This is a genomic window from Treponema pedis (genome assembly GCF_017161325.1).
Taxonomy (GTDB): domain Bacteria; phylum Spirochaetota; class Spirochaetia; order Treponematales; family Treponemataceae; genus Treponema_B; species Treponema_B pedis.
On sequence record NZ_CP045670.1, the window covers coordinates 730,929 to 746,347 of the forward strand.

Genomic DNA, 15,419 nt, shown 5'->3' on the forward strand with positions numbered 1-15,419 from the left:
GAAAGCCTTTTATCCCGAAAAACGCCTGTAACGACTTGTCCTTGAACCTTTATCATCTTTTTTGTATCTTTGATTATGTTGAACCTGTTGCGCTTTTCATAAAAACTATATACAATACTTTGAATATGAGTGAGCAGCTTTCAAAATTTAGAATTAAGCAGGGAAGAAAAATTTTTGACGCTTATAACGGAATCAACTCCTTTTCATTCGCATTAGTTACGGGTAACACAATTACTCTTTATGCGATGGCACTTAATGCAAGCAGCACCGTTATAGGATTATTAACGGCTTTTATGTATATGTGTTATTTTTCTCTTCCGCTCGGGAAGCTTATTATCCGGCGTTTTACAATTGTTCAAACCTTTTGTTACACTTGGTTTTTACGTAATTTTTCTTTACTGCCGATATTGGCCGTTCCTTATTTTTATTTTGCCGGAAATAAAGAAGCTTCTTTGTTTATGCTGCTCCTTGCAGTTGCACTGTTTAATTTCTTTCGCGGTGCGGGAATAATTTCAAACAATCCGGTTATAGGGCTTTTATCACCCGGCAAAGATAGGAATTCTTATATAGTAAGAATTTCACTTACAAATAACGGAGCAACCCTAATTGCAATTATCTTTTTGACAATCTATCTCCGTATAGCATCTCAGCACGGAATTAATCTAATTTCCACATATAATATAACGGCTATTATAGGAATTATAACGGGGTTTGCCGCCTCGGCTCTTTTATTAAAACTTCCGGACCCTGAGTTTGAAGAAAAGCAAAGACTGATACAAAATGCAAAGGCGGAAGGAAAAAGTAAAAAAGAAATACGTAAATTAAAATTCTCTAAAACCGAAGAAGGTGCAGGCAGTTTTTTTTCAAATATAAAAGAGGCCTTCGGCGAAAAAAATTTCCGTATTTACATACTTTCTTTTTTTATTATTCAGTTCGGAATAAGTTTAGCACGCCCCTTTATTATAGTTTACGGAAAAGCGGTTTATTCCGTACCTGACAACCTTGTCATTATACTATCGCTTGCTTCAACTATGGGCTCTCTTTTGGTAGGACTTTTAATGCGGCTTTTGATAGATAGAATGGGTGCAAAACCTATGTATATTATTTTTACGGCTTTAAGTGCCGCCGCAATTATCCCGGCAATTATCGCCCCGGCCCAAGGTTTATGGACTGCATCATTTATATTTTTAATTTTATTTTCTATGTTTATAAGTATGGGATTTACCGCACAAATAGATGCAGCCCAAGCATATTTTTTCGGAATTATTCCGAATAAAGCGGTAATAGATTTAAGTATGCTTTATTTTATCGTACTTGGAATTACGGGTGCGGCGGGCTCTATTTTAGGCGGACAGCTTTTAGATGTTTTTTCGGCAAACGGATTTTCCAATTTAATATCGTATAGGTTTTTCTTTTTAATAATCCTTGCTTGTATAGGGCTCGGAATGCTTTTTCAATCACGGCTTTTAAATTTGGGAGGAAGGCACGTAAAAGAAACCCTAGCGGTAATTTTTTCGCCGCGCGATATGAAAGCTCTGAATCTTTTGTATAAATTAAATACAAATGAAAATTTAAAAACGGAAGAAAAAATTTTACAGGAGCTTACGGCAGTAGCTTCTACGGAAGCCGCCGATAAATTAAATCAATATTTGCATTCTCCCCGTTTTTCAATACGGTATTCCGCATTACAGGCATTAAAAAATTTAAATAGACTTTCTTCTCAAAATAAAGAATCTCTTTTAGAAGAACTGCAAAACGGTGAATTTACAACGGCGGCACTTGCGGCAAAAATCCTTGCACATTTTAAAGTATATCAAGCCGTTCCGTTATTAAGAACGGCTCTTGAAAGCCGCGATTATCTTTTAGCGGGGGAAGCAATGCTCGCCCTTGCCGAATTAAACGACACCGCTTCACAATTTAAAATTTCACAAATTATTTCCAATACGGAAAATCCTAACTTGCTGCTTTCCGGAATAGGAGCTATGGAGATTTATCATTCCATAACATCAATACCGCTGATATTGGATATTCTCCGCCGTGAAGCTTTACCGGCTCATATTGAAGATGAGGCATATTTGGTTTTAGCATCGCTTATGAAAATAGAAGAAGGCTTTTACTATGTCTATAACCGTTTTAAAAATGAGTCCAAGGCAACCGCTGCAATTTTAAGCGATGTCCTTGATGAAGCCTTTGCAAAACGAAAACACCAGGATATAGAGCTTAGAAAACTTCTTGCAGATTTTTCAAGTGATGCCAATTTCGACTCCGAGTTTATAAAACGGATTTTAAATTTCGGTCATAACGCTTTGGGAGTAAACACGGCTCTTCTTGCAAGCGTTGTAATGGATATAGAGCTGGTAACAAATAAGACATTCAGATTTTTCCTGTGCTATTGGGCTGCCTGTATTTTTCAAAATCCGAAATTAGCGGAAAATTAAAAGACAAGGTATATATTTTTGAGTTTAAATTGAACGGGAACGGTAATGCCGAACAGGCGATAAAACAGATAAAAGATAAGGACTATATCGGCAAATACTCGGGAAGCGGTAAAAAAATTTCGATAATAGGAGCGGCCTTCGATGAGGAAAAAAGAACCGTAAAAAATTGGCTTTCGGAAGAGCTTAATAATACCGATTAAAATAATTCCCGTTATAAATTCTTCGGATAAAATTTTAATTATAATACAATCAAGCGGATTTTATTAAAAAATTTAACAAAAACCGCTTTGCTCTTATTTTCTTAATCTTACACCTTCAATATCGGAACTGAATAACTCGCGTAAATCGTTTAATCCGAGAGCCATTAGAGCCATTCTGTCTATTCCGATTCCCCAAGCTAAAACGGGAACCTCAACACCCATTGCCCTAGAAACTTCGGGCCGCAAAATACCCGAACCGCCCAATTCAAACCAGCCTAAAACCGGATGCTTAATGTGAACTTCAATTGAAGGTTCCGTAAACGGAAAATAACCGCCGACGTATTTAACTTCCGAAGCGCCTGCAATCTCTACGGCAAACATTTTAAGAATACCTAAAAGCGTACGCAAATTGACTTCACTTCCCAGGACAATCCCTTCGGTTTGATAAAAATCGGATAAATGGGTCGCATCTACCTTGTCATAGCGAAAACAGCGGGCGATACCGAAATATTTTCCCGGAATTTTCGCCTTTGCCAATTGATGAGCCGAAAGTACGGTACCTTGACTTCTAAGCAAAAGACGGCGTGTAAAATCCCTGTCAAAAGAATAGTTCCAGCCGCGGCTGCCCGTATTACCTCCCGTTTCGTGAATTTCCGCAACACGCGATAAAAACGGTTCTTCTATTTTTTTTGCATAAGCGGGATTTTTCACATAATATACGTCGTGAATATCCCTGGCGGCATGAAATTGAGGCATAAAAAGAGCGTCCGAATTCCAAAAATCGGTTTCTACAAGAGGTCCGTCAAATTCTTCAAAGCCCAAACCTACAAGTTTATCTTTTACGCTTTCTAAAAAATCACAGTACGGATTTGTTCTCCCTGAAATTATGCGTGCAGGAGGAAGATTTATATTATAACTTCTAAAAGTTTTATTTTTCCAAGAGGCTGTTTTTAAGCTTTCCACTGTAAGTTGACCGGTTTCTTCACCTGTAATTCCGGCTTCTTCCAACTCTTTTTGAACGTCCTCAGCCTTTTTTGTAAAAGAGTACACAACAAAATCGCGTTCCGTAATTTTAAATGCGCTGTCCGCCGCTCCGCGTTTTTTTGCAATTGAGTTTATGATTTTAATTTCTTCTTCATTTAACTCCGACTCGGCAATAGTGCGGTTTTCCGCCGTAAACCCCTTATTTAATAAGGCGTTAATTAAATTAAAGCGCTCGGACTTAGGCTCTTCAATAAACTCCGCCTTTTTTTCCGCGTCCATCTTTACGGCCCCTTCTTTTGAAAGAATACCGAAGGCGGAGCCTACATCTTTATTTTCAAGTTTAAGAATTTCCGCAATTTCCGGAAGGCGTAAACCGCCTTTTTCTTTTAATAAATTAATAATACGCCGCTCCGGCGTGCCGTTTCGGGCAAAATCCGCTCCGGTTTCAGTGAGCTCAAAAAACGTATGTGTAGTGCGTGCAGTTTCTTGAACAAGTTCTTTCATCTTAAGCCATGAAAAAACCTGATTTGCATGACCTTCTTTATAATCCAATTGTTTTGCAAGTTTTTCGTTATCAAGATTTTCACCTAATTTAAAATTTTTTAAGACTCTTGTTTCCAAGGGGTGAAGATTTTTTACTATAGTTTTTATATCCATTTTGAACTCCCGATTACTATTGACCGTTTAAAAGAGGTTCAGTATATCATATTTTTAAAAGATTTTCAATTTAGTAAAAAGATGAGGTTTATAACGGCATATTGGTAAATGGTTTAAAAATAAAAGCCGGCACCCCTTATCAGAGAACCGGCTTTTGTATTTGTAAAATAAATCGGTATTAAAGTTTATCCGCGCCCAGGTTTAAGCGTACTACTCCTTGTACTCTATTTCGTGTTACTCCGTTTGTTCCCGTATTAACAAGGTACGGATAGCCCCTTCCATCGTAATACAAGCCGTACGGAATTAGTTTCGAGCCGCGCATAACTTCGTCTTTATTGCCCAAATTTGAATCCCCTATCCATATTTCTACAATATTTCCTTCGGAATCCTTTGAAATTCCCCAGACATTTACTATATGCCTGCCATTATCCCTTTCAATGAAGTAATCAATGGCGACGGCTTCTTTGTTTTCAATAGCTAAATTTAAGAAGTTTTCAAAATCGGCTTTATTCGTTACGGAGCTTTCCGAAATAATTTCATTTTTATTTGTAAAAACATCTTTTAAGTAAGTATCAAAAAACCAGTATAAAACCTCTCTTACTTCGCCGCCGCGTCCGCCGTGGTTAAGCGTTCCGTTTCGGACAAGGTCTGCTATTTTCGAAGTTGTACCGTTGCCGTCTTTAGTATATTGAAACTTTTCAAAATCAAAATTCCGCTTACCGAGTAAATCCTTATTTTGGCGAATCCACCAGTGAAGAAGGTTTGAGCCTACGATTCCATAACACAAACTGGCGTCGCTTTTCCAACCTGTATCGGTAAAGGCTGCGGCACCATGGCTATATGCCATTTTAAGAGCATTAAACCACGTAGTGGTATCGGATTCTACCCAGCTTCTGTATGAACCGTCTTTTTTTATATCGTCGTCGGCGGGAGCCGTAATGCCGTGTACCCAAAAAGTTTCAGCTACTGTGTAAGGTTTTACTTTAGGCTGCGTATTGGAAGGTACCGATACGGTTTTCAAAGGTTTTTTATTTACAGCCGTTTTAATAGCCTCCGGCTTAGGAAGCTCATTTACTTCGGTTTTATAAACGGTAACATTTGAGGCATACTCGTTTCCTCCGATTCTATACTTGAACATATATGAGCCGGTCTTACCTTTTTCCGTTTGAATTTCATTATCGGAAATGGAGAATATTTTATTACCCGAGTTATCGTAATTGTTTATTCCGTATCCCGCCAGAGAGAAGCGTTTTCCTTCTTCGATGCTAATCTCTTTAGGAAGAATATTTTTTACTTCTTCTTCTACCGTTGCTGCAGTGCGTGTATTTTCTGCAGAATTATTTTGTTTTACTGTAACAGGGGTATTTTGCGGAGCTTCAACCTCGTTTTGCTTAGCCGAACGGGTATCGTCATTCAGTTTAATCCCCTGTAAATTACAGCCTGTAGTTACAGTTGCTATAATTACTGCAAAAACTTGCAGTATAATCATTGGTTTTTTAGTCTTCATACTTCCTCAGTATTGTTATGTTAATAAAAATTATCTTGTTTGAAAATGTAATTCAAACAAATCCGGTGCACTTTTTACAATATAGGATTATGATTATCTCCAATATATCATTTTTTGTTAATATAGTCAACAGGTTTTGTTTTATTTTCCCAATTCCTGCATTATATAATTTACGAACAATGCACAACCTTTGTAAAATTGGGATTCATCGAGGGCGAATTTCGGGTTGTGGTGAGCCCAAACCTTACCGTCTATTTCCATAGGTGTCGATAAAAAAACAAATGTACCGGGAACTTTTTTTAAGTACCATGCAAAATCTTCACCGCCCATAACCGGTTTTTTCATTAATTTTACATCGTTCGGGAATAATTCCGCAGCGGCTTTCATCGCCTTTTCCGTAACCTCAGGATTGTTTATAAGAGGAGGCGGCTGTCTAAAATATTTAAAAACTATATCTCCTCTAAAGGATTTTGCAATACCTGAAGCAATTTCACCTAGCCTTTTTTCTATTAAAAACCGGGTTTCATCGGTTACCGCACGAACGGTACCCTCAAGGTAGGCTTCGGGAGGAATTATGTTAAAGGCCGACCCCGAATGAAACTGTCCTACGGTTATTACGGCGGGTTCGGTAGGATTAATTTCCCGTCCAAGTATTTCCTGTATTGCAACAACAATATGCGAGCCTATTACAATAGGGTCTACGGAAAGGGACGGATATGCGCCGTGAGCTCCGATACCCTTAACGGTAATGGAAAATTTATCCATACAGGACATCATAGAGCCTTGTGCAAATAGAAATTCTCCGGCGGCGGCTTCTCCGCTTACGCAGCCTACATGTAACCCTATAATTTCTTTTACATCATCTAAAATACCTTTTTCGCATATATCTACGGAACCCGTGCCGAGTTCTTCTGCCGGCTGAAATATAAGTTTAACCGTTCCTTTAAAATTATCTTTTAAGTCGTTTAAAAGCTTTGCCGCACCCAATAAGATTGCGGTATGAGCGTCATGACCGCAAGCATGCATAAAAGAATTTTTAGAAGCAAATTCAAGACCTGTGTTTTCGCATACGGGAAGAGCGTCCATATCCGCCCGTAAAGCAATAACTTCTCCTTTTTCCGCACCGCGGATATATCCTATGACAGCACTTTTAGCGGCATTTCTGTCATATTCTATTCCGAATTCGTCCAGTTTTTTACAGACAAAATCAATGGTATCGGTAAGTTCAAATCCTATTTCGGGGTTTTCATGAAGTTTTCTTCTCCAAGCAATAACATCTTTTTCGATTTCTTTTGCTTTTTCTACTATATTCATATCTTTCTCCTTAAGTATTTATGCTTTATTTTTATTATGAGTTAAAAATCCGAATATGACCGTGCCGAATACGCATACGGGAATCATAATATACACGGGGATTTTACCGATATTCAGCAGCAACATTGCCGCCGCCAATGCGAACATTCCGTATTTAATGTTTTTTACCGCAAACATACCGAATATTGCTCCGAAAATTGCAGGTGAAACGTATGCAAAGGCTTCAAGAACTTTCGGAGGAAATATGCTCATTAAAGCTTGCCCGCCTACAGCTGCAATAGTTACTATTATTAAATTAGTAACGATGGAGCCCGCTATCCCGAGTGTGGATACTATTTCGGCTTTTTTTGTTCCCGGTTCTACGCCTACCGCTTCCTGAGTTATTGCGGAAACAGGAACCCGGATATTTCCGATATTACCCGATAAAAAGGCCATATACGTTCCGGGTAATCCCAATATGGGGAAATAGCTTACAGGTTCGACTACGGAATATATTGCGTATATTGAAGCTATCAAACCCCAGCCTGTAAATATATCGTGTGCAGGAGGTTTTACGCCGTATATAATCCATACTACAATGGACGGAAGAAAACAAAGAAAAATTGCAAGAAGGTTTATAAACCGTCCGTATTTTATAATGGGCTTTGTAAAAGACTTGTCGTATAATTCATTATTCATCATTTAATTGTTCCTCTTATTTTAAAATAAAATCTTTAACTATCATTGCGGTTATCATAGCCAATACCATTACTATACCTAAATTATATTCTTTTAATTTGGGGAATTTATTTCCCAGCTTTTCAAATGCTATCATAAAAACGGCTGCCGATATTGCAGCTGCAATTGCAGGATAGTTTTTCTTTTCTACAACTTTTAAAGCTTTTGTAATTTCGTTACTGAATAAAAAGCCGAATGCTCCGCACATTGCTCCTATCATTAAAATTGCAATTTTTGCCGAATCTCCGCCCGATATTTTATTTGTCAATTTATCCATTTTATCTGCAAATAAACCTGACATAAAAAGCCAAGCGCTTCCGTTTAAAGCCATAACCCATGTAGCATTTGCAAAATTTATCAGGCTGTAGGAAGGATTTGACAAATCAATGCCTTGTGCTTGAGCCGCCATTTGGGCTGCGGCAAGCTCCGTAGAAGCCGCTCCTATAATAGAAAGACGCATCCATGCAAGAGGAGCTCCTATAACGGACATTAAGCCCAACATTACGATAAAAACTCCTAAAGCCGGGCCTATAGAAGCGGTCATACCTATCCTAAAGGCTTTTTTTACTTCGCTATTGCTTAATCCTACTATTTCGGCGGAATCTTTTGCCTTTTTACCGAAAATTACGGCTTGAAACAACACCGCTGCCAACAAAGGCATACATGAAAGCCATAACATTTGCGAATTTGCAATGTTTAAATAATCGCTCATACGATTTTCTCCTAAATTTTATTTTAAACAAATTAACGGTTACCGTTATCGTCAGTTTAACATAATTTATCGTCTTTGTCTTTAAGAAAAACAGAATAATTAAAATTTTAAGCAGGTATTTTTGCAATTCCGTAAAGATTATCGTATAAATAGGACGGCGCAGACGCTTTTCCATAATAAAAGGGAGCCTTAAAGCCGGGCAGACAGGCATTACTAAGGTTTTTTAAGACGGATTGACCGTGGTAAGGGAATTTTTATTTCACTTAATAAAATAAAATCCGCACTTGCCTGTATTTTATACCGCAGCACAAGCTGAAACTTATTGCAAGCAGAATACTAAAAACTTTTTATCCGCCGTAAGCGGAATATTTACACAATCCTTTTTTCCACAAAAGCATACAAATAAGAGTTAATACTAAAATCCACATAAACGCTTTTATCGCACGGCCTGTTATCACATTTAAAAATACTTCATTTAATAATACATCGGCAGGAAAATAATTTATATATGCAAACGGAAGAATTGTCAAAAACTTAAAAACCGAATCGGGAAGCAACATTAAAGGAAATACGGCACCTGAAAATATATTTTTAATAACTCTTATTGAGTTATACAAAGATGCAACTTTAGAAAAATAAAAACCGCATAAACTTATAAAAAAATCGAATAGAAAATTTATTAAATATCCGGATATTGACAATAAAATAAAACATAATATTTTCACTGCGGATAATTTTAATTCAATATACTTATTCAAAAAAATATATATTAACATAAGCGGAATAAAATTCATTACTATAAATATAAAACGCTTAGGCAATTCCAACACCAGTTTGTATAAAGCGTAATTATACGGTGTTAAAAGATGTTTATTTAAACCGCCCAGTCTAATATCTTCCGAAATTTCAGCAACGGAAGAAGTTGAAGTTATATTGCTTACAATTAGAATGACAAAATAATAACTTATAATACCGTTTATATTTACCGTCATTCTTTTATTTTGATGTGCGGCAGCAATCCATAATAACGCATTTGCAGCAAAAGGGATAAGAGAAAACAAAAATGATGTTATAAAATTTATACGGTATTCCAATTGACTTGCAAGACCGGTTTTAAAAATTTTATAATACATACCGCAGTTCCTTTTATTTTTTTTAAACATATAAAAAATTTTAAACACCTCCTTCTTGATATATTTTTCTAATAACTTCGTCCATACTTACACTTTCAATACTCACATCGTTTAATTCATCAATAAAATTTAAAGTAATACTTTTTAATATATTCATTCCCTTGTCGCCGCTGACGGATATTTTAATAGAATCGTTTTTTACGAATTCGGCATTAAACGCTTCTTTTAATTTAAAACGTTTTATCAATTCTTCCGCATTAGGATTTTTTAATTTTAAAATAAAATATTTTTGCATTAAAAACTCTTTTTTAAAATTCTCAAAAGAATCGGAGTATATTTTTTCACCGTTGTTTATTAAAATTAAAGAGTTACAAAGAGATATTATATCATTAAAATTATGACTGGTTAAAATAATAGCGGCCTTATATTTTAAGCAATATTCTTTTAAAAATTCACGTATCTTATATTGAGTAATAACATCAAGTCCTATTGTAGGTTCATCAAGAAAAACAACTTCAGGTTTATGAATAAGAGAGGCGATAAGTTCCATTTTCATACGCTCTCCTAAAGACAATCTTCTTACTTGAACATTTATTTGGTTTTTAACGTCCAACATTTCCGTCATTAAATTAAGCCGCTCTTTATATTCAATATCGTCCAATCCGTAAATAGTTTTATTCAATTCAAAAGAATCCGCAGCAGGTAAATCCCACCACAACTGACTTTTATTTCCCATTACCATAGAAATCTTGCAAAGATATTCTTTATTTTTGTCGAACGGAGAATAGCCCAAAACTTTTATTTCTCCCCGTGTAGGCATTATCAATCCCGAAAGCATTTTAAGTGTTGTAGTTTTTCCTGCACCGTTTAAACCTATAAGTCCGGTTATTTCTCCTTTAGAAATTTCAAATGAAAGATTATTAACCGCTTTTTTAAAAAGTTTTTCCCGATAAAATAAATTTTTTATACTTCCTTTTAAACCCGTTTCTTTTTTATAATATGTATACACCTTGCAAATATTTTTTGCGGTAATTACAGAACTACTAACTTCCTGAGCTTGCATATTTTTTTAAACCTTCTTTAAAAATTAAATTCGATATATAAAATGTTATTGATGTCGAAAAAAAAGAATAAAAAATATAATATCCATTTAAGTTTTTTACCATAAATAAAACGGGAAAATTAAAACAAACCGTTAGAGGTAAAATGTAAATAAGAATTTTTTTGTATTATCTTAGGATAAATAGACATAGGCTTATTTCCGATTGTAATAAGCTCGGAGCCGATACCCATTACAATGTCCATACGCGTAAACCAAAATGCCGAACACATTAAGATAAACATAATTGAATAAATAAGTAAAAATCCGTTTATCGAAAGCAATAAGTAAACCGTCAGCACATTAAAACTTAAAGGTAAATTAAGTTTATATATACAATATATAAGCCCTGCAATATTTATTGCTATATTTTTAATTTGAGGAAAATCGAATTCATTAAATGAAATATTAAAACGCTTATTTATAGGCTTCAATAAAATAAAATCAAGGCTTCCCGTGCTAATCATTTCGGGTAAACGTTTTAACCCCGGAACTATGCAAAATGTAAAAACGGAATCCATTAAGCCGCCTTGAAATGTGAGCATTAACATTTGATATTTATTCCAACCGTTTATCGTCTTTGTATGTATGAACACTACACTTATAAAAACAATATACATTAAAGTCCATACAAGCTCAAATGTTCCGCCTAAAATAAAATCAAAAGTATATTCCATTTGATTCATTGCAGAGCCGCGTATATAAGCTTTTATAACTGAAAAATATTTTTTCATTATATTTTCCTATAAGCTTAATATATATTATATGTGCGACACCTGTATGTCGTAATTAGATAAAAAATTTTGAGCGGTTTTTATCAACTCCGATTTATAGCTTTCAGGACCGATAACTTTTACACGAGAGCCGAAACTCAGCAACAGGGCTTTCCACAAGCGTTCTCTTGCAGGAACATTGATAGTGATTTTAAATATACCGCAAGAAAGCTCTTCAATAGGACAATCCGGAAAATATTCTTCCATTAAGTTAAGTTCTTCTTTTAAAAACCGAACTTCTATACGGATACAAGTTTTATAATAAGCCAGTTCGGCTTCTTTCATACGCTCCTCTATATTGCCGTGATTTATCTTTGATATTCTATTAAGCATACGAAGATTTTGCATTCGCGCAATTTTAAATGTTTTATATTCTTTATCGGTTTTGGAATATGCAAACAAATACCAAGCATACCATTTATAGTGAATTGCCAAAGGTTCTACACAAGGAGAAGATTTAATTCCTTCCGTATTTTTGTAGTCAAACCCGACAAAACTTTTAACCGAGACGGCTTTTTCCAACAAGACATTCATTTCTTGAACTTTACGATTTTCTTTTGCAACACTAAAATCCCAGAATATTTTTTGTCCGCCTTTTCTTTCGATGATGGCATTATATTTTTCAATTAAAGAATTAAGGGTATCGTTTGAATAAGAAGTTGCAAGACTTTTTAATGCATTAATAATTATCTCCTGTTCGTTTTCTTTAATATTTATATTTTTTATTTTATAAGAAGGCAAAATTGAATACCCGCCTCGTTTCCCGTTTAAAGAATAAACGGGAATCCCCGCAGAAGATATGCTTATCATATCACGTTGAATGGTCCTGACCGATACTTTAAAATGCTCCGCCAAACTGCGCGCAGAAACACTATCACGATTCATTAAGTATATAATTATTTCGAGAATACGCTCTATTTTCATTTTTTTACTTTATCTAAAATTTATAATTTCATCAATAGCATATTCAAATTTAAAATTACCGAAAATACAGTTCAATAAAAAAAAGAGACTATAATTTTCCGCACTTGTTTTTATATTTTTTAATGCGGAGTTTTTATAGTCTTACCGTACAAATCCGTTTTAAAATTTAAATAAAACGCATAGACAAAACCGGTTTATTATTATATAATTTTTACAAAAAAGAGGAATTCTTTGAAACGGTCAAACATATATAATTTCAGTAATAAATTTGAATTTAGTTATTCAAATAATCTTTTTAAAATTCCGGAAACATATAAAGCCGTTATTTACGAAAACTGGGAAAAAGCTGCAGCTAAAAACAAGAATCTTTTTAACGGAACGGTGATTTGTCTTAATAAAATTTCAAATTACAAAAATAAAATATATCTTGATTTTATTAAAAGCGATTATGCTCATTTTATAGCCGCAGAAACTGGTCTTTTACCGGACAAACTATACCCTCGTATTTTTTTATGTATCCGCACTGATTGAAACAACCGACAATCTTATTGCTTTTGAAAAAACGGGAGAGTTTAGTTTCGATACTGGAAGGCTTCAGTTTATAGGAGGAGGGTTGGACGAAAGATATGTCAAGGAAAATTCGCTTGATTATTTTTCCTGTATAAAAAATGAAATAACCGAAGAGCTCGGAATTCGTTTTAATCCCGATATTCATTATTTAAAACCCTTATTTATAAGTTTTGAAAAAAACGCAAAGAAAATTTCCATAGTGTTTCATTTTAAACCCAATATGAATAGTACAGAACTTATAAGTCAATTGAATAAGCATAACGCAAATTTAATTAAATGCGGACAAAAGATTGAAACAGCTTCTTTTGTTTTACGGTAAAAACAACTATATGAATTTTTTCACTCAGCCGAAAGAGACAAAACAGGAGAGAATTTATTTTCATCACTAGATGCTTTTTTTACAATGAGGACGGACAATATTAAAAGCGGACTATGTTTGGCGGAGAGAAAATATTTTGCTCCGCCATACTAAAAGATGCAACTTCAATATCCGATTGTTTAGAAATTTGCCGGCATAATTTATAATATAAATAGTTTTAAATATTTTTTCTTAACTCATAAGCCTCATATTCAATCGAAGTGCATTTCTTTTTAAAACAGGTCTTAAAAAATTTTTTCATACCGTTTTTATAGCAAGCTTTGAGAGAACCTATATTATCTTTTGCAACCAGAGAAGTAACGATTTTGCCGCCTTGCAGTTTTATAAAATCAATTAAACCGGAAATCAGTTCCGTTGCATAGCCTTTTTTCCACTCGGTCTTTGCAATTGTATATCCAATTCCCCAAATATCTTTTCCTTTATTTTTTTCCGTAAAAACACAGGCTGTTCCGATAATAATATTCGTATCTTTTTTAAATACGGAAAAATAAAAATCATCTTTCCAACTTTCAGGGCAGGATAATTCTTCCCGTAATATTTCTCTCAACTCATCACCGTTTTTATACGGCATATCAGCCAAATATTTTCCGGCTTCTTTATCTCCCCATTCTTTTGCAGCATAATCGCAATCGAAAAAGGTCATATCTTTTATATCCAATCTTAATGTTGAAAATCTTTTATTCATATTGATACCATATTCACTATTTTAGTCTACTTTCAGATAAAAAGCAATATACGAGTACCTATACCTTTCGATTGGACTTTCATTAAACACATTAAAAATCCGGCATATTCCTGAAAACATTTCGGAAACTAAATAATGCACGGGAATTCCGATGCATTATTTACTCTAAGAGCAAACAAAACTTTTAATCCGCCTACATATCGAGCAGCAAAACCAAAATGCAATACTCATATTGCTAAATTTCGATTTGTTTATAGAAATGGATAAATTACGGCTATAATATCAGTAAGCGCTTTTTCATCAGTTAAAAAAATTATTTTGCGGAAATAAAATGTATTACTCTTTCGGATCAACAGGAAAAATTGCATCTACAGCCTGCTTTCTTTCATCTTATGCTCCTATCCCAGGAGACACAAACTTTCCAAGTTCACCTTGAAATTGGTTTAGTGTATATGTTATTGTGATTTGATTTCTTTTTAAAAAGTGATATAATCATTAAGCATAAGATTCAGCAATCCAATCGGTTGTGATTTGATTTCTTTTTAAAAAGTGATATAATAGTAGTTCCCGAGTGCATATTGTAGATATTGTTGTGATTTGATTTCTTTTTAAAAAGTGATATAATAAATTTCCTGAATGGATAACAGTAGCCGATGTTGTGATTTGATTTCTTTTTAAAAAGTGATATAATCAATAATTTTTCAAAGTGCCGAACGGTGCTGTTGTGATTTGATTTCTTTTTAAAAAGTGATATAATGTCTTTTTGAAGTTCAAAAGCTACCCGCCAGTTGTGATTTGATTTCTTTTTAAAAAGTGATATAATGAATTTAAAATAAATAATCACCCCGGCGAGGTTGTGATTTGATTTCTTTTTAAAAAGTGATATAATAAGAAAAGTAATGCGGTAAGTACGTTTTACGTTGTGATTTGATTTCTTTTTAAAAAGTGATATAATGCATAGACTGTGTAATCATTTGACGTAAGGGTTGTGATTTGATTTCTTTTTAAAAAGTGATATAATAATGTATCGCAACAAACGGTATCAAATACTGTTGTGATTTGATTTCTTTTTAAAAAGTGATATAATGATTGATGACAGCTTCAAAGATGAGGAGCTGTTGTGATTTGATTTCTTTTTAAAAAGTGATATAATAATACTTTCAGTATTTATCATCAATTACGGGTTGTGATTTGATTTCTTTTTAAAAAGTGATATAATCTTTACACATATCTTAGTTAACAATCAATAGTTGTGATTTGATTTCTTTTTAAAAAGTGATATAATAACCTAAAATAAATATACAATCCGAGACTCGGGTTGTGATTT

At 34.3% G+C, this 15,419-nt stretch carries 14 protein-coding genes, 1 pseudogene and 1 CRISPR repeat array (1 of these 16 only partly in view); of the genes and pseudogenes, 4 read left to right on the forward strand and 11 right to left on the reverse strand.

Features of this window, described 5'->3' with window-relative positions:
- The first annotated feature begins 125 nt into the window (after window positions 1–125).
- On the forward strand, window positions 126–2,438 hold the full coding sequence (locus DYQ05_RS03200) for an MFS transporter (RefSeq protein ID WP_029409486.1): 2,313 nt from the start codon (window positions 126–128) through the stop codon (window positions 2,436–2,438).
- Window positions 2,432–2,638, forward strand: a pseudogene (locus DYQ05_RS13605) (PD-(D/E)XK nuclease domain-containing protein); the annotation flags it as partial. The gene DYQ05_RS03200 and the pseudogene DYQ05_RS13605, both read left to right, overlap by 7 nt.
- A 93-nt stretch (window positions 2,639–2,731) precedes the next feature.
- On the opposite strand, the gene pheS reads toward DYQ05_RS13605, so the two are convergent.
- The 10 genes from pheS to DYQ05_RS03250 all read right to left on the reverse strand — a co-directional run bounded on the left by pheS (window position 2,732) and on the right by DYQ05_RS03250 (window position 12,458).
- Window positions 2,732–4,279: a phenylalanine--tRNA ligase subunit alpha gene (pheS, locus tag DYQ05_RS03210; RefSeq protein WP_206183819.1), complete on the reverse strand. Its 1,548-nt coding sequence runs from the start codon at window positions 4,277–4,279 to the stop codon at window positions 2,732–2,734.
- A gap of 178 nt (window positions 4,280–4,457) precedes the next feature.
- Window positions 4,458–5,786: an IdeS/Mac family cysteine endopeptidase gene (locus DYQ05_RS03215; protein ID WP_206183820.1), complete on the reverse strand. Its 1,329-nt coding sequence runs from the start codon at window positions 5,784–5,786 to the stop codon at window positions 4,458–4,460.
- Window positions 5,787–5,927: 141 nt separating this feature from the next.
- Window positions 5,928–7,100, reverse strand: coding sequence for a M20 metallopeptidase family protein (locus DYQ05_RS03220; RefSeq protein WP_020964470.1), 1,173 nt, complete (start codon window positions 7,098–7,100; stop codon window positions 5,928–5,930).
- 18 nt (window positions 7,101–7,118) lie between these two features.
- On the reverse strand, window positions 7,119–7,778 hold the full coding sequence (locus DYQ05_RS03225; protein ID WP_024465941.1) for a hypothetical protein: 660 nt from the start codon (window positions 7,776–7,778) through the stop codon (window positions 7,119–7,121).
- A 16-nt stretch (window positions 7,779–7,794) separates the two neighbouring features.
- The gene (locus DYQ05_RS03230) at window positions 7,795–8,529 is read right to left on the reverse strand and encodes a DUF5058 family protein (protein WP_020964472.1); all 735 of its coding nucleotides are present in this window, start codon (window positions 8,527–8,529) and stop codon (window positions 7,795–7,797) included.
- A gap of 347 nt (window positions 8,530–8,876) precedes the next feature.
- Complete coding sequence (locus tag DYQ05_RS03235) at window positions 8,877–9,662, reverse strand: ABC transporter permease (RefSeq protein ID WP_206183821.1); 786 nt, start codon at window positions 9,660–9,662, stop codon at window positions 8,877–8,879.
- A 40-nt stretch (window positions 9,663–9,702) separates the two neighbouring features.
- Window positions 9,703–10,725, reverse strand: a complete 1,023-nt coding sequence (locus DYQ05_RS03240; protein ID WP_206183822.1) for an ABC transporter ATP-binding protein — start codon at window positions 10,723–10,725, stop codon at window positions 9,703–9,705.
- The gene (locus tag DYQ05_RS14715; RefSeq protein ID WP_252723494.1) at window positions 10,706–10,828 is read right to left on the reverse strand and encodes a hypothetical protein; all 123 of its coding nucleotides are present in this window, start codon (window positions 10,826–10,828) and stop codon (window positions 10,706–10,708) included. Before DYQ05_RS14715 ends, DYQ05_RS03240 begins: the two co-directional genes overlap by 20 nt.
- 16 nt (window positions 10,829–10,844) lie before the next feature.
- Window positions 10,845–11,495 carry an ABC transporter permease gene (locus DYQ05_RS03245; protein WP_252723495.1) on the reverse strand — a complete coding sequence of 217 codons (651 nt, stop codon included), beginning with the start codon at window positions 11,493–11,495 and terminating at the stop codon, window positions 10,845–10,847.
- Between the two features lie 27 nt (window positions 11,496–11,522).
- Entirely contained in the window at window positions 11,523–12,458 is a 936-nt protein-coding gene (locus DYQ05_RS03250; protein ID WP_206183823.1) for a helix-turn-helix transcriptional regulator, read from the reverse strand.
- Between the two features lie 231 nt (window positions 12,459–12,689).
- Between DYQ05_RS03250 and DYQ05_RS03255 the strand changes: the two genes are divergently transcribed.
- The gene (locus DYQ05_RS03255) at window positions 12,690–12,989 is read left to right on the forward strand and encodes a hypothetical protein (RefSeq protein WP_206183824.1); all 300 of its coding nucleotides are present in this window, start codon (window positions 12,690–12,692) and stop codon (window positions 12,987–12,989) included.
- A gap of 82 nt (window positions 12,990–13,071) precedes the next feature.
- The gene (locus tag DYQ05_RS03260) at window positions 13,072–13,347 is read left to right on the forward strand and encodes a hypothetical protein (RefSeq protein WP_206183825.1); all 276 of its coding nucleotides are present in this window, start codon (window positions 13,072–13,074) and stop codon (window positions 13,345–13,347) included.
- A 217-nt stretch (window positions 13,348–13,564) separates the two neighbouring features.
- Here the strand turns inward: DYQ05_RS03260 and DYQ05_RS03265 are convergent, their stop codons facing one another.
- Window positions 13,565–14,092 carry a GNAT family N-acetyltransferase gene (locus DYQ05_RS03265; protein ID WP_024468013.1) on the reverse strand — a complete coding sequence of 176 codons (528 nt, stop codon included), beginning with the start codon at window positions 14,090–14,092 and terminating at the stop codon, window positions 13,565–13,567.
- A 457-nt stretch (window positions 14,093–14,549) separates the two neighbouring features.
- A CRISPR array of direct repeats spans window positions 14,550–15,419; the repeat unit is 36 nt; unit sequence GTTGTGATTTGATTTCTTTTTAAAAAGTGATATAAT; it runs 2,800 nt beyond the window's last position.